The organism is Pelagicoccus sp. SDUM812002 (genome assembly GCF_031127835.1).
Lineage (GTDB): Bacteria > Verrucomicrobiota > Verrucomicrobiia > Opitutales > Opitutaceae > Pelagicoccus.
In genome coordinates this window covers 806,143-823,032 of sequence record NZ_JARXHX010000001.1, presented here as the reverse complement: position 1 = coordinate 823,032, position 16,890 = coordinate 806,143, and the positions used below count along the sequence as shown (strand labels likewise).

Sequence of the window (16,890 nt, the reverse complement as noted above, 5' to 3'; positions counted from 1 at the left end):
CAGATATGAAGAGTAATAGGATAAAGAGATCCAAATTAAAGATGCTAAGATTATGAGTCACGTACCGAATGTATTTTCGCCGGAAGGCACAGCGCTAATTGACCGTACGGTCGGGGAGTTGGTGGCGGAGCGTCCTGGGCGTTCGCGCGTTTTCCAGGGTTTGGGGATGGACTTTTGCTGCCAAGGCAACAAGACGCTGGCGCAGGCTTGCGAGAAGAAGGGCTTGAAGCCGGAGTTTGTCGCCCAGTTGCTCGACGAGGAAGGCAAGGGCAAGGCTGACGAAGGGGACAATCCCGCGAGCCTGCCGCCTGCGGAGTTGTGCAGCTACATTGTAAGTACTCACCATCAGTTCTTGAGGGACGAACTGCCGCGTTTGTTTGCCATGTCGCAACGAGTCGCTCACGTGCATGGTGGCCACACGCCTTCTCTCGTGGAAGTGTTTGAGGTGTTCGCTGGGCTTGCCAAGGAATTGGAGGACCACATTGGCAAGGAGGAGAAGGTTCTCTTCCCGGCTGTCGAAAACCTCGCTTCCGCGGAAAAGGCAGGACAGGTTTCGTTGAATGCTCCAGTAGAGGCGATGCTGCGCGAGCACGACGACGCGGGAGAGGCCCTGGCCAAATTGAGGGAGTTGACCAATGGGTTCACGCCTCCGCCAGATGCGTGTAACACCTATCGGGCTTTGTTCGCTGGGCTGGCAGATCTGGAGGAAGACCTGCACAAGCATATCCATCTGGAGAATTCTGTTCTGTTTCCGCAGGCTCTTGCCCTAGCGAGCTAGGAATTTAAGAAGGTAGGGATGCTAACCGAGTTGCACGACGATGAATTTGTATGGCACGTTGATCGTTCTGCACCTGCTGGGGGCTAGCATCTGGGTAGGCGGGCATTTGGTGCTCGCCTGCTCTGTATTGCCCAAAGCGTTACGAACGCGCGATGCCGGCGCGGTCCGGCGTTACGAAGAAGGTTACGAGAGGGTTGGCATTCCGGCTTTGATCGTCCAGGTGATCACCGGAATCTGGCTGTCGCATATCAAGCTGCCGGATCCTAGCCTGTGGTTCGACTTTTCGAACCCTGTGGGGCGATTGATTGGGATCAAGTTGATCCTGCTCGCCGCGACGGTGGGCCTGGCCATCGACGCTCGTTTCCGTATTATCCCGAAGCTTAGCGACGAGAATCTTGTGTCGCTCGCGTGGCACATCGTGCCTGTGACGTTGGTCGCTGTGCTATTTTTGATCGTCGGCGCTTCGTTTCGAATCGGCTGGATGTATTGAGTCCGGAGAAGGCTTACTGATTTCCTCATGCTTTTCGTTTAGCAAGGTAGATAGCGATTGGATAGTCGTAATGGTAACGCTCGCCGGCGCAGCGCGAGCGGATTGCATAGGAGTCGCGGCCGATGTCCTCGATGACGAGGCTACGGAAACGTTCGCCGTCCTTTTGATTGGGAAACGACGATTTGAGTTGTTCGTCCAGGTCAACGGTTACGTCGTAGGTCTCGATAGCTTGAAGTTCGAATCCGGCGGTTTCGATGAACTTTTGCATTTCGGTGTCGGTAAAGGCAGACTGAGGGGAGGGGTCGCGTAGTCGCTCCAGTTCGTTGAATGCTTGCTTTGCTCGTGCGGGAGGCTGCATGTCGGCGAGTACGATCTTGCCGCCTGGTTTGCAGACTCGAGCCATTGCGGCAAGGCATTCGTCCGGAAATTCGAAATGGTGAATTGAATACCGAGTCACGACCATATCGAATTGGGCTTCTTTGAAACGTAGCTTCGCTGCGTCGCCGATCTCGAAGGTGGTGTTGCTGGAAGCGTTTCTGTTTGCGAGGTCGACCATGGCCTGAGTCAGGTCGATGCCGGTTACGTGGGCCGCCTTTTTCGCGAATGCGTTGCTTACCAATCCAGGCCCGCAAGCGATGTCCAGAACGTGGTCTAAGGGGTGTACTTTTGCGATCTCGACGAGCCTGTCGATGGCGTCCGAGTGTGCGGGCATCCGAGTGAATGGGACCGCTTGCCGCGTGAATTGGTCAATCGTAGTCGCGTGAGCGGAGTTTTGAGCTTTCTGCTTGTGCATGTTTGTTTCGGTTCTAGTTGGACTTGATGATAGCGAGTTGGCGTATTTGTTTCAACTTGTTGGTTGATCAAATTTATGCTATTTCCGGCCAAGACTCTCTATGGAAAACCGCGTAAATCAGGCGCATCAATTGTCTCATGACCGAATCGACGCTGCGTCCGGAGTCGGCTTCTCCTTCTTCGACTCGAGCGATCGAAGGAACCGATTCGTATGGCATCGGCATGCAAAGCATCAGTTGCTCGTTGTAACTTCGGGTGTGTCGATGTTGCAAACGGAGCGTTGCACGTATCCACTGCACAAGACGCGCGCTGCTTTGATCCCCGCCGGTATCAAGCATGAAACTACAGTAAACGTGGGCTGCGAATTTGGGAGTTTTTTCATCGCTCCCGAGTTGGCTCCCGGATCGGACGAGGAGTGTTATGCGATACGGGTTACTCCTCTATTGAGCACGCTCGTCGATGAAGGGCGGAAGTGGAACGAACTGGACTGTTCGGGTGGCGAGGCGAGCCGGTTCTTTGCTTACTTGTCGGATGTCGTTCGCGGGTTGAGTTGCAAGATGGAGGGGCTTGTATTGCCTTCGCCGCGAGACAATACGGTAAAGGATCTCGTTTCGTTCGCCTTTGAGCGGCTTGAGACGGTGGTTTTGCCCGATGTGGTTGAGACGTTAGGGGTTCGGGAAAGGACCCTTCGGAGGAAGGTGCAAACTGACTTGGGAATGAGTTGGAGGAGCTTTATTCGCTTGGCTCGAATCGTAAAAGCGTCTCAGATTTTGGATACGAGTAGCGCTTCGATTTCGGACGTAGCTTTCGGGGTTGGGTTTGGAAGCTTGAGCGCCTTCAATAACGCTTTTTCGGATTTGACGGGACATTCTCCTTCCCGGTGGCGGAATCGTGGCGGGAACCCCTAGTGGGCGCACATTTCGCGAGCTTAGCGGATGTTGGGAAGGACGGCTTTGACTTGGGCAACAAGCGGTTCGCTTTCCTTCGAAGGCTCGGCAGGTATCAGGTGGAGGCTTTGCGTTTCTGTGGGGGTCGCCTCGGAAGGTCGATTCCGAGGGGGATGGACTTCGACTGTGTCTTGAGTAGATCGGCCACGAGAGTATTGGCAAATGCGGATTCGACTGTTTTGACAGCATCGTTCAAGCCGCTGTGCATAGGGCACAGGCAATTGCCGTGTTCCTTCAGGCCGAGCGGGCAGCTATGAATGCGTTGTATCGGGTCGACGGCGTTGATGACATCGAGGACTGTCAATCCTTCGGGGGGAACATTGAGGCGAATGCCCCCACCGGTTCCGCGTTGGCTCTTGGTGATGCCCGATTTCGCGAGGAGCTGCAGGACCTTGGATTGATAGTCGAGCGGGGTCCGAGTGCCTTCCGAGATCTGCCGAGTGGTTTGAGATTCGTCAGGAGTTTGCACGAGCCAGACAACGGCTCGAAGGGCATACTCGGCAGTATCGGAAATGACTTTCATAGATTTTGTAACTGGATGAGATTATCCGAATGAGCAAGTTTTACTTTCAGGGTACGTCAATGCGGACGGTCTCGGCCAGCTATCCCCAAGGATCGAGTTCTAGAAACAGCAGCACCGATTTTGGTGATATCGGTTGTTGTAGCATCATGAGGACAGACCTTGTTGGTTTGGACCGTGAAGGTTTGGCAATTTCAGAGGAGCTGAATCTCGATAACGTTGTTTGAATTAATTGTGTGTCGTGGTGAAGGGCGTCTGGATCCGACCGTGCCTTGATCTAGATCAAGGTAAGTTTTGGGAAAAAGCCGTATCTTGTGCGAGAAGCCAGTAATTAGGCGAACCCCTTCCTCATATGAAACTATCCGAATTAATTAGTAAGTCCGTTGTCGCGGGCGCCTGTGCGCTCGCTAGTGTTGCAATGGCTCAAGATGAACTACCGGTTGAAAACGCGGTACTAACGTCTGCACCGAATGTGCCTCCGCCCATCGAGCGCGACTATCCCGCGAAGGTGATCGTCAACCTGGAAACGCTCGAGCTAAACGCCCGGCTGGCGGACGGGGTCGAGTATACCTTTTGGACGTTTGGGGGAGAAGTACCCGGATTGTTCATACGCGTTCGCGAAGGTGATTTTGTCGAATTTCACTTGAACAACCACCCGTCGAGCAAGATGCCGCACAACATCGATTTGCACGCGGTTACGGGCCCTGGCGGAGGCGCTGCGTCTTCATTCACGGCGCCCGGTAAAACGACCCAGTTTTCCTTTCAGGCAATAAATCCGGGCTTATTCGTTTACCACTGCGCGACCGCTCCGGTGGGCATGCATATCGCGAATGGAATGTACGGATTGATCCTCGTGGAACCTGAAGAAGGCCTTCCTCCTGTGGACAAGGAATACTACGTGATGCAGAGCGAATTCTACACGAAAGGCGCTTATGGCAATGAAGGCCTGCAGCCCTTCAGCATGGAGAAGGCTTTGACGGAAATCCCCGACTACGTGGTCTTCAACGGGTCTGTGGGAGCAATGGTGGGTGACAACGCCATCACTGCGAGTGTGGGGGAAACGGTACGTCTCTACGTTGGAAATGGCGGCCCGAATCTTGTATCCAGTTTTCATGTCATTGGTGAGATATTTGACAAGGTCTACATCGAAGGCGGCACGAAATCAGTAAACGAAAACGTGCAGACGACGTTGGTTCCGGCTGGCGGGTCGGCGATGGTGGATTTCAAGTTGGAGACGACGGGTACCTATATTCTGGTAGACCACTCTATCTTCCGCGCCTTCAACAAAGGCGCGATCGGTATGCTCAAGGTCGACGGGGAAGAGAACAAGGACATCTACTCCGGTAAACAAGAAGAGGGCATCTACTTGCCGGAAGGTAGTGGGATCCAGACGATTCCAAATGGAGGAGACGCCGTTGCCACGGGGGCGTTGAGCTTTGACGAAAAGATGGCTTCCGGCGAGCGTATCTATGCGTCAAACTGCGCGGCTTGTCACCAGCCGAACGGTTCGGGTATTCCAAGCGCGTTTCCTCCACTGGCGAATTCTTCCTATTTTAACGAAGCTCCCAAGAAGGTAATCGATGTAGTTGTGAATGGATTACAAGGGCCGATTGAGGTTAATGGAAAGAAGTATAACGGGGTGATGCCTGCGGTTAACCTGAGCGACCAGCAAGTCGCTAGCGTCGTGACCTATGTGCTGAACAGTTTCGGAAACGATCTAGGCGAAGTTTCGAGCGCGGATGTGATGGAGGTGAAGAGCGCTCACTAGCGCAGGAAGTGATTTTAAGTCGGATAAACAAGTCGAAAGGCGGTCCTGTCAAAGGGCCGCCTTTTTCTTGGTTCATCTGAAGATTCCAGCGTAGCTTGCTCTCGCAGACGGTCGCCTTGCGAATAAAGCAGCCTGCTGCAAGCAGACGGGGTACATATACTCAATCAGCAATCGAAAGACGCCCCTTGCCGCTACTGTAGGACAGGGCGCCTATCTGCCAAACTCATTTGTCGCCTCGTCGCAGCGACCAGCAAACCCCGGCAAACTACGGGGAATTTAACCCCGAGAGATTTAATGTGAGTCCCCGTAGGTTTGTTTTTATAACCGCGAAGGCCGCAAAGAATCTAGCGAAGCAACTTGCTTCTATCTCCTTCCCGTACTTCGCGTTCTTGAGCGCAGCGGGCGGTTTGTGAAATGCTCCGCGCTACGTTGTCCAACCGAGGCTCGATTAGAGTTCTTGGAGGTAGGACGCTAGGCCGTCGCGGTCTTCGATAAGGATCTCGCTGGTGTTGACCGTGATGAGGCCTTCCTTGCGGAAGCGAGCGAAGGCGCGAGAAAGGGTTTCGCTGGTGACGCCGAGGCGGCTGGCGAGCACTTTTTTGGAGAACGGAAGGTTCACGGTATCGCTCTCGCTTTCGAGTTGGCGAAGCAGCCAGTTGGCGAGGCGGCACTCGATTTGCTTGAACTTAAGGTCCTCGATCATCTGCACGAGGTGCTTGAGGTGCAGGCTCATAGAGGCGAGCATGCTCATGGCGAGGTCCGGGCGTTCGGCGATAAACGAGCGAAATGAATTTTTGGATACGAGGATTACCTGAGTGGATTCGAGGGCGGTGGCGGTCGCGGGGTAGGTCTCGAGAGTCGACAAGGTGGCTTCTGCGAAGCAGTCGTGTGGACGGAATAGACTGATAACCTGTTCCTTCCCCTCCCTGCTTACGCGGCTAAGGGAGATGGAGCCCGTGTGCACGATGTAGAAGCCTTTGGCGACTTCGCCTTCGTGGAAGAGGATGCCGTTTTTAGCCAGCTTCACGATGCGGCAAAGTTGGGCTAGCTCGCTGAGCGATGGCGAGTCGAGGCGCTTGAAGAGTTCGCTTTGCCTTAGGCTGTGGGCAATGGCTGTGAGGACGGCTTGGTTCGAGGGCTTTTCTTCGACTGGAGGTGTTAGGGTAGAGGTAGGCATTGGGCTAGGGATTGAGCTTTGCTAGTTTTTCGAGGGTCGGTTTGTCGTCCGCTCCGAGCCCGTTCTGCTGGTGGACGATTTCGCCTTGGGCGTTGAGGAGTGTGATGATGTTGGAGTGTGTGTAGTCGCCGGTAGGCGTCTTGGCGTAGCGCACGCCGAGCAGGTTTGCCAATTCGAGCACGTCGCCGGGAGCTCCGTGCAGAAGGGTCCAACGCTCGGTGTCGAGCTCTTGCTCCGCAGCGTATGCGGCGAGGCGTTCCGGGGTGTCGCGTTCGGGATCGATGGATACGATCACGAAATTGGCGTCGGAGTCCTTCGGGAGTTGCGCTTCGATGGATTTGAGGTCAGCGAGCAGGCGGGGGCACGCGTATTGGCAATGCGTATACGCGAGAGCAACAAACTGTGGCTTTCCGGCGAGGTCTGCGAGGGCGATGCTCTTTGCGTCCTGGGTTTGCCACTCCGAGGGAACTTGGTAAAGGGAGAGGTCGGTCGGGGCGATCTTGGCGAGTTCGGCTTCCCATTTTTCTTGGGCGATGCGACAGCAGGCGTGGTTCGCCTGAAGCTCGGGCGGGGCGTCCGGGTGCATGGGGCAGCTCGCCTCGAGCGCGAAGGGAACGGTGAGGGAGATCGAAAGGGTGAGGTATTTTAGGAGGTTCATTGTGGGGCGGAGTTGTTTGCTTGGGGGAGGTCCTTGGCGCAGCGAAAGCCGAGGTTGTTTACGGAGTATTTCGCTTGGAGGCTGCTGCGGAAGCCATAGCGCATGAAGGCGGCGTAGTCCTTGAAGTCGGAAGCGCCTACGGATGCGCTGCCGCAGAAGAATTTCCGCTCGAGGCTGGTGTCGCCTCTCGATTCGCCGGTGGTGAGGGAGGTATTAAAGTCTTCGACCCATTCCCAGACGAGACCGTGCAGGTCGTAGATGCCGTGTAAGTTTCGGAAATTTCCAGGGGTTTGGTCCGCGTATCCAAGGTTTGGGCGCCCGTACCATTCGAGGATGCGTTGGTGGTACCCGGGATCTTCGCGTCCGTTGGCGGAGGTTTCGCTGGCGAGCGCCGCGTACTCCCATTCTGCTTGGGTGGGCAAGCGTTTGCCCGCCCAACGAGCGTAGGCGCGGGCGGCGTACCAGGGAATATTGACCACGGGATAGTCGGCGTAGGGCTCCAACTCCGTTCCGAGAGCCGTGTCGCTTTTCCAATGATGCAAGTAGGTTTCGTCGGCGAAGAGGAGAGCGATTCGCGATCGTTGCCAGCGAGGGTTTTCGATGACGAACTCCAGGAATTGGCGATTGGATACGGGACGCTCGTCGAGCTGGAAGCCTGCGACGCTCACTTGCTTGGGTGTGTCTGGAGCGCTGAAGAGCGGTTCGTATTCCCCGGCTGGAATGGAGCGCATGGGCGTGGGATCGCTGGGACCGGCGCCTGCTTGCGCGGTTGCCGTATTCGCCGAGACGAATCCGAGCAGACAAAGGACGGCGAAAAGTCGAGCTAGTGGGAACATGGGGTGTCGTCGGGGTCGGGAGTCCTAGTTTTGGGGGCGACGAGGGCTAACCAGGCCAAGGCTACGGTTAGCCAGAGGGCGGCGGTTGTATAGAGGTCTATTATACGCGAACCGGGAGTAGTGTCCATCAGAAGCCTGCTTATGCTTCCAACGATAAGGAGAGCGATGCCAAGCAGCAGCGGTTTGACGCTGCTGCGCGCGAGCTGGACGCTGCCGCTGTGCCCGAAGACAACGCGAGTGGAGACGAGCAGGATGGATCCGGTGAGGCCTACGATGAAGAAGATGTGCAGTGCAGCGGTTCTCAGGTGAGGGTAGAAGGCGACTAGCAGGAAGCTCGCGATTAGCGACAGGCTGCAAAGGACGAGATGAAGCCGCTGGCTGGAGGGAGCTTTTGAGGGTTTGAAGACAGGCGTTTCAAAGACGATGTAGAGCCCGCAGGCGACTGCTCGCAGGGAATAGGCGATACCCGATTGGCCTCTCAGCTCGAGGGGGATTGAGATGAGGAAAAGGACAATCGTGGCAAGGGCCCAAGCGGCTCTCTTTAACCAAGGAAGACTGGGGCGAACGCTTTCGGGGAAGTCTTGCGGGTTGTTTTCGGCTCCGGTGAGTTTGGGAAAGAAGAAGGCGCCGATGCCGACGAGGGGCAACGCTGGGAAGGCTTGGAAGAGCAGGATGCGAGAGAGCGCGTAGGAAGTCGCTCCGCCATTTCCGAGCGAAAGTTGAAGCAAGAAGGCGCTGCCGACCGCCGCGCTTATCAAGCCAGCCAAGCCAAGCAGGAAGCCCGGCGGCGGCAGGTCGTTCCGTTTGGCGAATCCGTAGCTTGCGGCGGCAAAGAGAGTCGCGAGTTGCAGGAGAAAGGCGCTGTCGGCCAGGGACGGGTTCAGGAATGAGAGAAGCGAAGCTGCCAAGCTCAAACCTAGCTGAAGATGGATGAGGAGCCGTGTCGGCCCCGGGCACGATAAGAGTCGAGGGCCTGCGGTAAGAAGGAAGCCAATGACGAAACACCCAAGAAAGCCGTAGCACATGAGGCGAATGTGGGTGTCCAGCGGGTAGCTCGTGACGATCCCGAGCTCGAACAGGGGCCACAGTGCGACTCCAACGATCCCGAGAGTCATGCCAAGCGGGAAGAAAATACGAAATGGCTCGGCGTGGGCTAGGTCGCAGAAACGGGGTTGGGGGGATTCCTTGCTAGGTTGTGGCTCTTTCATCAAACGTTGTCCTCCTGTGGCCCTTTAAAATGGACAAGTTTATCCAAATTGAAAGAAAAAAGATGTATTGGAGGAACGTCCAAAGAGACATGCCAATAGCAATAGCCGCAAAGGAACCTTACTGCACAAGAATCTCTGGGTGGGCTTTTATGAATTTCAGCCACGCCTTTTCGATGGGTGTCTTAGGTGAGGTTTCGCCGTTGCAGACTTGGATGAAATGAGTTTGCTCCGGGTGGATTGGTTCGAGCTGGCCACGGGATATGGCGAGCATATAGTGTCCGTAAGCTTCAATGGAGTAGCGCGAAATCGGGTCGTAGCGCTCCTCGTCGGGAACGGAAAATCCTCCCTTATCCAGCACCGCAAGGTGGTCTTCTGGGAAAACGTTAGCGACGGTTGAGAGCTGGCGGCGAAAGAACTCCAGGAGAATGGGATCGCTCAGCACCCCCGTATGGGTATTATTGATACCGATTTGCTCGCAGGATTCCTGTTGTGCTTCGACGCGGAGCTGGCTCGAGACGCTGACGACGCCGTCACTGTTTTCACCGAGATTGAGAAGGCCGTCGTTACGATACGCGTAGATAAGCTGGTGTCGTGTCTGCTCGGGTAAAGGCAAGCGGAAGAGTTGAGCGATGTATTCGTTTTGTGGATTAAGATCTCGCCAGGCGGGCAGCACGATGAAGCCGCGCTTTTCTCCGATGGCACTGGCGGCATGGCCATTGAATGGGCTTGCGATGGTTACGAAGAGATCAACCTGGTTTTCCTGATCGTCGCCTTGATAAAGGTTCAAAGCTTCGCGAACGACGATTCCGCCCATGCTGTGGGCGACAACGATAAACGGCTGCTGTGTGGTTTGCACGAGCTTGCCGGACAAAAAGATGCGGTAGAACATATCCGCCTGCTGATTGAGATCGCCTCCGGAAGGATAATAAAAGAACCAAGGGCGGTAGCGAGTACGGTCGAGGAGAGCTAGCAGCGGTTCAAAAGAACGAGGCGTACCGCCAATGCCGTGAACGAATATAACGGGAATCTTATACGATAAATCCTCCTCAAGCGTATAGAAGAGTGTGGGAGCCGATTCTAGGAAGGCCGCCGGATCGTACATGCCCAAAGTCGCCATACCAGGATCGAAGATCGGGTCGTCCAGAATGCGGATGGCGTTGCCAGGATAAAACACGGACTGGCGGGCAGGCGGCGTCGCAGAGAGAGGAAAGTCCTTTACCCAATCGACGTGCCGAGCCTCGCCGAGCTGGAGACGAACGTGGCTCAAAATATTTTGCGGGGCAGTCTGCTCATCCAGCGAGACGGAGACGCGGCCCACCGTCTCGTGCGCTTCGAAAAGGCCGTCTCGGTCCAGGTCCGCGAGGGCAAGGAAATCGTACTCCCCTTCCGGAAGGTTAAGTCCGAAGTGGGTTCCCGAGCTAACGAACTGCATGGTGTCCACGCGCTCGTGCGCTTGGTACTTGCTGGAATACGCCGCTACCGCCAAGTCGTGCGACTTGTAACGGTTGGATGGATCCGCGGTGTCGCCGATCACATAGAAGCCCTGATTATCGATCATGTGCTTCAAGTTGAGCTGGCTTGGATCCGAACTTTGGATACGCTTGTAACTCTTGTGTACGGAAGTGTATTTTAGGTAGGTGCAGGACGTTAAAAACGCGACGAGCAGGCCGCCCGTCAGTAGTGGGAAGAACTTTTGGAAACGCGCTTTTAGCGAAGAAGGGTACTTTGTCATGAATCAGAAACCGGATTGTCGGGATCATTTTAGAAGCGCAGAATGATCCATCCCCTTCACACTTCAATCCGATTTCCGGAGAGTATAGATGTGCACCGATAAGCCGCAAACGGATTCAGTCCGATGGGGGTGTCGCCCGTGCACGGAAACGATTCTTTATCCCGGTAAATAGTATCGAATTTCAGTCACTGTATTGGAGCTTTTCGATAGAAGTAGCTATTTGGGGCGGGTGAAAACAGCATTTGAATCAACTAATTATCCGGAGTACGTAGGCCAATTCCATATAACTGCTTCTCTGGTTTACCTCCGAAATCAACCCTATCCAAGGTCAGTAAAAAATCGTTCTTGGTCACCAATGCACCACCTCGACGTTAAATAAGTTACTCTTATAGAGTGACTTAAGTGGTGGGTCGAGATTGGAACATAGCATTTATAAGCAATGATTTAAAAGTAGGGAAGGTGTCGGCAGGTGTGTTTAGCTGGCTGAGAATTTATTCGTCGATACGAGGCTACATCCAGAGCCTTGCGGGCCTGCTCTGACGTTACCTCAATTGATTTCATTTCCCGACAATATTCGTTCAACAGTTTATAAAGCCGCTCCTTCAGGTTTTGAGTCTGATTGGTGTTGTAGGTTTTCAGTGGCTTACAGTTTGAATAGTCCAAGCTTAGTCAGGTTTAAACTCCTGTTTGCTGCCTATCTACGTTTCCAACCTCAGCAGTTGTCGGATCAAGGCGTCTGCTATCGCAACTCTGAGAAAAACAGGATTGACTAAATATTCAAATAGTTGAATATTCTAGCGTATGAATTGCATTTCCGTGTACAAGTGTCTTTGCGATGAAACTCGATTGCGGATCTTGAATTTGCTGAGGGAGGGACCGCTTTGTGTTTGCCACGTACAGGAGGCTTTGCAGCTGCCCCAGTCGAAGATCAGCAAGCAGCTCGCCTTCATGAAGCGGAACGGGTTACTGCAGTCGCGCCGGTACAACAACTGGACGGTTTACGAGATTCCCGAGGAGCGGAATACCTTGCTGGAGGAGAATCTTCGTTGCCTGCAAGACCTGCTTTTCAGCGACGCCCAGTTCAAGCGGGATCGCGGCCGACTTTCCAAGATCGACACCTCCGTCGCTTGCGTGGCTGCCGAGCAGTGCTGCGAGTCGAAGATCGATTGAAAATTGCCTGTCTAACTTCAAATCTCCGCAACTCGATATGGACAAACTGAAGATCCTCTTCCTCTGCACGGGAAACAGTGCCCGCAGCATTCTGGCTGAATACATCCTGCGCAAGCGAGACCCGATCCGCTTCGCTTCCTTTAGTGCTGGAGCGACTCCGAAGGATCAGCCGCATCCAATGGCCCTGAAGGTGCTGAAGGAGCAATTTCATATGGATGTGTCGGAGGCTCGCAGCAAGTCGTGGGACGAGTTCAAGGGCGAGCGTTTGGACATCGTGATCACGGTTTGCGACAACGCCCGCGAGAGCTGTCCCGTTTGGCCGGGGCAGCCGATCGTTGCTCACTGGGGTTCGCCTGATCCCGCCGCCTTTGTCGGCTCGGATGAGGAGACGTATCGTTTTTTCAAGGACGTTGCGATTCAGATCTCTCGCCGCATCGACCTGCTGACCGCATTGCCTTTCGAGAAACTATGGCAGAATTACCGCCTCAAGTTCGAAGAGGACGTGAAGCGGATCGGCGAGCAGGAGACGTTCGAGCCAGCCGAGTAGCTGGATCTAGTTTCTGGCAAGGAGAGCCTTTTGCAGTTCGAGCTTGCCGAGGCTGAGCTTGTAGCAGTCCTCGAAGCGTTAGCAGTGGGTGCAGGCTTCCCACTACTCGTCCTTCACGTCAACGGCTAGCGTGGGTGGCTCGAAGGCGATTGTTTTACCGACTTCCAGCGGAGAGCGTGTCCTTCTAGCGTGCCGACTCGGCTCACAAGGAGATCTGGGAAAAGGTTTCCGTAGCAATAGGAATTTGTATTAGATTTCATGTTACACTCCTATCGTTGATGGTTGTGATTGAGCGGCGAGCCAGCGTTCGCAGTCGATCGCGGCGCGGCAGCCCATGCCTGCGGCGGTGATGGCTTGGCGATAAACGGAGTCTGAGCAATCGCCTGCGGCGAATACGCCTTCGACGTTGGTGGCTCCGGTTTCAGGGACAAGATTGAGGTAGCCAGCATCGTTCATATCGAGCTGCCCTTCGAAAAGCTTGGTGTTGGGCACGTGGCCGATGGCGATGAAGACGCCGTGGCAATCCAGGACGCTTGTTTCGCCAGTGACCTTGTCCCGTAGGCGCACGCCGAGGACTTCCTCATCGCCAAGGATTTCATCGATCTCGTTGTTCCAGATAGGCTCGATCTTTTCGTTTCCGAGGGCTCTTTCCGCCATGATGGGCGAAGCTCGGAGGGTATCGCGTCGGTGTACGATATAGACCTTGGAACCAAATCGGGAAAGGTACATCGCCTCTTCGCAAGCGGTGTCTCCACCGCCGACGACTACGAGGGGCTTGTTTCGGAAGATCGGCAAGGCCCCATCACAAGTCGCGCAGTAGGTGACGCCGCGGTTCTCTAGTTCCTTTTCGCCGGGAACGCCGAGGTGGCGGTGGCCCGCTCCGGTTGCGACGATTATGGATTTTGCTTCGAGCGTCTTGTTGCCGGTCTTAACTTTGAAAGGACGTTGCGATAGGTCGACGCTTTCAACTGTCGCAGCCAATTGGATACGCGTGCCGAAACGTTTGGCTTGCTTTTGCATTTCCTGCATCAGCTCAAAGCCGTCGATTCCTTCGGAGAATCCGGGAAAGTTTTCCACGACGGTGGTGGTCGTGAGCAAGCCGCCGGGCTGCTGACCAGTGAGCATAAGCGGTTCGAGGCCTGCTCTGGCGGTATAGACCGCGGCAGTCCAACCGGCGCAGCCAGATCCAATGATGATGACGTTTTCCGTTTGAGAGGAATTGATAGGTTTTACTTAGGGGAAGAGTTTCTTGCGGAACCAGAAGGCGACATTGACTAGAGCAATCATTACGGGGACTTCGACTAGCGGACCGATCACTGCGGCGAAGGCGACGCCGGATCCGATGCCGAAGACCGCGACGGCGACCGCGATGGCGAGCTCGAAGTTGTTGCTCGCGGCCGTAAAACTGAGCGTTACGCTTTGGCGATAGTCGGCGCCGACCATCTTCCCCATGAGGAAGCTGACTACGAACATGATGAGGAAGTAGATGGTCAACGGGACCGCGATGCGGAGCACGTCGAACGGAAGCTCGAGAATGGTGTCTCCCTTGAAGGTGAACATGAGCACGATGGTGAAGAGCAAGGCGATCAAGGTGATGGGGCTGATCTTCGGGATGAACACGGTTTCATACCAGTCGCGACCTTTGAGCTTCACGCCGATGAAGCGGGTCAGCATGCCGCCGAGGAATGGGATGCCCAAGTAGATGAACACGCTTTTTGCGACATCGCTCATGGTGATCGCAACTACGCTTCCTTCGAAGCCCAATATATCGGGTAGCCAAGTTATGAATACCCATGCGTAAACGCTGAAAAAGATGATCTGGAAGACGCTATTGAAGGCGACGAGTCCGGCGGCGTATTCGTTATCGCCTTCGGCGAGTTCGTTCCAGACGATGACCATCGCGATACATCGGGCGAGGCCAATGAGGATCACGCCAGTCATGTACTCTGGGTGTCCGCTCAGGAAGGCGATTGCCAAGCCGAACATGAGCACTGGACCGATTACCCAGTTTTGGATAAGCGAGAGGCCCAGTACCTTCACGTTGCGGAAGACCCGCGGCATTTCCTCGTAGCGAACTTTGGCGAGGGGCGGATACATCATGAGCACGAGTCCGATTGCGATTGGGATGTTGGTGGTGCCGACTTGGAATTGATCCAGGAAGCTGGTGGCTCCGTCCCAAGTCGCTCCGAGGGCGACTCCGGCGGCGATGGCGAGGAAGATCCAAAGCGTTAGGAAGCGGTCTAGAAAACCGAGTTTCTTGCGGGTTGGAGAGCAGGCTCCGGGTACTGTTTGGCTGGCTGGCTTCATTTTAATTGCTAGGAAATTATAATCAGAATTACAATACGGACGCGACGACGATCAAGGGGACCACTAGTATCAGAACCGTAAGTTCGGTGGGTGTGATTTTCATTGGCCAGTTGTGTTTCATGTCCGTTGGCGGTTGGGAGTTTACAGGTATTGGCTCAAGGCGTTCAGCAGGTAGCCGGTCGCGATGATGGCGAGAGTGGTGATTCCGAAGAAGACGGCGATAAGCGGGAGACGCATGGTGCGGCGGAGCATGATCGCCTCCGGCAGGCTGAGGGCTGCCATCGCCATCATGAAGGCGAGCGCCGTCCCGAGCGGAATGCCTTTCTCGAAGAGCACGACCGCGACGGGCACGATGGCGGCGCTGCTGCCGAACATCGGAACGCCGAGCACGGTCGCGATGGGTACGGAGAAAATGCCGGTCGCATCCATCAGGCTGTGAATCGTGTCCTGCGGAACGTAGTTGTGGATGAAGGCTCCGATGGCCACGCCGACGAGCACCCAGATCCAGATGCTGCGAATGACGCTGACCGCTTCGTCGACGCCGAACTTCAGGCGCTTGGCGAAGGTGTATTCAATCTCGTCGTCGGTATCATGGGCGGACTCGATGATGTCGGTTTCGAGATGACGTTCGAGTTTGAGGCGACCGAGTATCACGCCGGCGAATACGCCAATGAGCAGTCCGCTGGTTACGTAGGCGACGGTTACGGGAATGCCGAACTCGCTCGCCATGAGGATCACTAGATACTCGTTGATGATTGGCGAGGTGACGAGGAAGGAAAAGGTGACTCCGAGCGGCACGCCCGCCTTGAGCAGGCTGATGAAGATCGGGATAGAGGAGCAGGAACAAAAGGGGGTTATAGCTCCGAAGAGCGCGGCGACGACGTTTGCCCAAACGCCGCCTTTGCCCATCCAGAGCTTGAGCTTTCGCTCGGGAAGCCAGGTGCGCAGGATGCCGATGGTGAAGATCATCACCGCGAGCAGCAGGAAGATCTTGACCGTGTCGTAGAGGAAAAAGTGGACGGCCGCGCCGAAGCGGGACTCGGGGTCGAGGCCGATCCACTGGTAGACGAGTGTGTCTATGCTTTTTAGCAGCACCTTCCGCCCTTGCCGTCGCTATCGCAGCAGCCTTGCTGGGACTTTTGGTCCGCCTTCTCCTTCATGGCCCCGTCGAGCTTGTTCACGATGCGGGTGAAGAAGCCTTTCTTCTCGGGGGCTGGTTGTTCGGCCTTAGGCGGTTGCGAGGTCGTTTTGTTTTCGCTCATGATGCTTGTCTCCTTTGTTGGTACTTACTTTTTCGCGGGCTCGGTGAGTCCGGCTGCGTAGGCTTCGAAGACGAGCTTGATCTCGTCGCGAATCCGCCGGAAGGCGTCGATCAGCTCCTCGCCGTCGCGCTGGGCGTGTGGAGGATCTTCGAAGCCCCAGTGGTAGCGATTCACGTTGCCCGGGAAAATGGGGCAAGCATCATTGGCGTTGCCGCAGACGGTGATGACGGTGTCGATACCTGCATCAAGAAAGCGGTCGAGGTGCTTCGACTCGTGGCCGGAGACGTCGATGCCGATTTCGGCCATGACTTCGATAGCTTGCGGGTGGACATAGCCGGAAGGTTTCGCTCCTGCGGAGAAAACGTCATGCGCATCGCCGAGAGCATTGCGAAGGATGCCTTCAGCCATGTGGCTGCGACAGGAATTGCCAGTGCAAAGGATAAGAATCTTTTTCTTGGACATGTGTGTGTGTTAGTTGGAAGGAACGCACCCGAAGCAGGCTCGCTCCCCGATACAGCAATCCACACCTAAAAACACAGTCAGTCAATGGCATATTCTGATAAATGAATATTCAAAAGTCTGACTTCTAGACCTCTTCGCTTCAGCTAACGCTACCTATCGATCTTTAGCGGCTGCGCCTCTTCGTAGCGTCCGCTGGTTTGACGTATTTTGTTGGATGCGTGTGGGAAGGTTGAGAA

Annotated in this window: 19 protein-coding genes; 6 read left to right on the top strand and 13 right to left on the bottom strand. The window is 55.1% G+C overall.

Features of this window, described 5'->3' with window-relative positions:
* The first annotated feature begins 52 nt into the window (after positions 1–52).
* Positions 53–778, top strand: coding sequence for an iron-sulfur cluster repair di-iron protein (gene ric, locus QEH53_RS03480; RefSeq protein ID WP_309021736.1), 726 nt, complete (start codon positions 53–55; stop codon positions 776–778).
* Positions 779–824: 46 nt separating this feature from the next.
* Positions 825–1,268, top strand: coding sequence for a CopD family protein (locus QEH53_RS03475; protein ID WP_345785700.1), 444 nt, complete (start codon positions 825–827; stop codon positions 1,266–1,268).
* 25 nt (positions 1,269–1,293) lie between these two features.
* Here QEH53_RS03475 and QEH53_RS03470 read toward each other — a convergent pair whose 3' ends face one another.
* Entirely contained in the window at positions 1,294–2,061 is a 768-nt protein-coding gene (locus tag QEH53_RS03470; protein ID WP_309021734.1) for a class I SAM-dependent methyltransferase, read from the bottom strand.
* A gap of 100 nt (positions 2,062–2,161) precedes the next feature.
* Here QEH53_RS03470 and QEH53_RS03465 point away from each other — a divergent pair, with 100 nt between their 5' ends.
* Positions 2,162–2,968, top strand: a complete 807-nt coding sequence (locus tag QEH53_RS03465; protein ID WP_309021733.1) for a helix-turn-helix transcriptional regulator — start codon at positions 2,162–2,164, stop codon at positions 2,966–2,968.
* A gap of 94 nt (positions 2,969–3,062) precedes the next feature.
* Here QEH53_RS03465 and QEH53_RS03460 read toward each other — a convergent pair whose 3' ends face one another.
* Complete coding sequence (locus QEH53_RS03460) at positions 3,063–3,530, bottom strand: Rrf2 family transcriptional regulator (RefSeq protein WP_309021732.1); 468 nt, start codon at positions 3,528–3,530, stop codon at positions 3,063–3,065.
* A 349-nt stretch (positions 3,531–3,879) separates the two neighbouring features.
* On the opposite strand from QEH53_RS03460, the gene nirK reads away from it, so the two are divergent.
* Positions 3,880–5,295: a copper-containing nitrite reductase gene (nirK, locus tag QEH53_RS03455; RefSeq protein ID WP_309021731.1), complete on the top strand. Its 1,416-nt coding sequence runs from the start codon at positions 3,880–3,882 to the stop codon at positions 5,293–5,295.
* A gap of 448 nt (positions 5,296–5,743) precedes the next feature.
* Here nirK and QEH53_RS03450 read toward each other — a convergent pair whose 3' ends face one another.
* From QEH53_RS03450 to maoP, 5 genes are all read right to left on the bottom strand, one after another.
* Positions 5,744–6,472: a Crp/Fnr family transcriptional regulator gene (locus tag QEH53_RS03450; RefSeq protein WP_309021730.1), complete on the bottom strand. Its 729-nt coding sequence runs from the start codon at positions 6,470–6,472 to the stop codon at positions 5,744–5,746.
* Between the two features lie 4 nt (positions 6,473–6,476).
* Complete coding sequence (locus QEH53_RS03445; protein ID WP_309021729.1) at positions 6,477–7,130, bottom strand: SCO family protein; 654 nt, start codon at positions 7,128–7,130, stop codon at positions 6,477–6,479.
* Complete coding sequence (locus QEH53_RS03440) at positions 7,127–7,966, bottom strand: formylglycine-generating enzyme family protein (protein ID WP_309021728.1); 840 nt, start codon at positions 7,964–7,966, stop codon at positions 7,127–7,129. Before QEH53_RS03440 ends, QEH53_RS03445 begins: the two co-directional genes overlap by 4 nt.
* The gene (locus tag QEH53_RS03435; protein ID WP_309021727.1) at positions 7,954–9,174 is read right to left on the bottom strand and encodes an NnrS family protein; all 1,221 of its coding nucleotides are present in this window, start codon (positions 9,172–9,174) and stop codon (positions 7,954–7,956) included. The genes QEH53_RS03440 and QEH53_RS03435 overlap by 13 nt, the downstream gene beginning before the upstream one ends.
* A 118-nt stretch (positions 9,175–9,292) precedes the next feature.
* Positions 9,293–10,906 carry a DUF413 domain-containing protein gene (gene maoP, locus QEH53_RS03430; RefSeq protein WP_309021726.1) on the bottom strand — a complete coding sequence of 538 codons (1,614 nt, stop codon included), beginning with the start codon at positions 10,904–10,906 and terminating at the stop codon, positions 9,293–9,295.
* 801 nt (positions 10,907–11,707) lie between these two features.
* Between maoP and QEH53_RS03425 the strand changes: the two genes are divergently transcribed.
* Both QEH53_RS03425 and QEH53_RS03420 read left to right on the top strand, forming a co-directional pair.
* Positions 11,708–12,076 carry a metalloregulator ArsR/SmtB family transcription factor gene (locus QEH53_RS03425; protein ID WP_309021725.1) on the top strand — a complete coding sequence of 123 codons (369 nt, stop codon included), beginning with the start codon at positions 11,708–11,710 and terminating at the stop codon, positions 12,074–12,076.
* A gap of 37 nt (positions 12,077–12,113) precedes the next feature.
* Positions 12,114–12,623 carry an arsenate reductase ArsC gene (locus QEH53_RS03420; RefSeq protein ID WP_309021724.1) on the top strand — a complete coding sequence of 170 codons (510 nt, stop codon included), beginning with the start codon at positions 12,114–12,116 and terminating at the stop codon, positions 12,621–12,623.
* A gap of 125 nt (positions 12,624–12,748) precedes the next feature.
* Here the strand turns inward: QEH53_RS03420 and QEH53_RS03415 are convergent, their stop codons facing one another.
* The 6 genes from QEH53_RS03415 to QEH53_RS03390 form a co-directional block, all read right to left on the bottom strand.
* Positions 12,749–12,883, bottom strand: coding sequence for a hypothetical protein (locus QEH53_RS03415; protein ID WP_309021723.1), 135 nt, complete (start codon positions 12,881–12,883; stop codon positions 12,749–12,751).
* Position 12,884: 1 nt separating this feature from the next.
* Positions 12,885–13,847 (bottom strand): thioredoxin-disulfide reductase, encoded by a 963-nt coding sequence (gene trxB, locus QEH53_RS03410; RefSeq protein ID WP_345785699.1) that lies wholly within the window; start codon positions 13,845–13,847, stop codon positions 12,885–12,887.
* A gap of 9 nt (positions 13,848–13,856) precedes the next feature.
* Positions 13,857–14,930, bottom strand: coding sequence for an ACR3 family arsenite efflux transporter (gene arsB, locus QEH53_RS03405; protein WP_309021722.1), 1,074 nt, complete (start codon positions 14,928–14,930; stop codon positions 13,857–13,859).
* Between the two features lie 141 nt (positions 14,931–15,071).
* Positions 15,072–16,025, bottom strand: coding sequence for a permease (locus QEH53_RS03400; RefSeq protein WP_309021721.1), 954 nt, complete (start codon positions 16,023–16,025; stop codon positions 15,072–15,074).
* Positions 16,016–16,192 (bottom strand): hypothetical protein, encoded by a 177-nt coding sequence (locus tag QEH53_RS03395; protein ID WP_309021720.1) that lies wholly within the window; start codon positions 16,190–16,192, stop codon positions 16,016–16,018. Before QEH53_RS03395 ends, QEH53_RS03400 begins: the two co-directional genes overlap by 10 nt.
* Positions 16,193–16,216: 24 nt before the next feature.
* A complete protein-coding gene (locus QEH53_RS03390) occupies positions 16,217–16,654 on the bottom strand; it encodes an arsenate reductase ArsC (RefSeq protein WP_309021719.1) in 438 nt (145 codons plus the stop codon).
* Between the last annotated feature and the right edge of the window lie 236 nt (positions 16,655–16,890).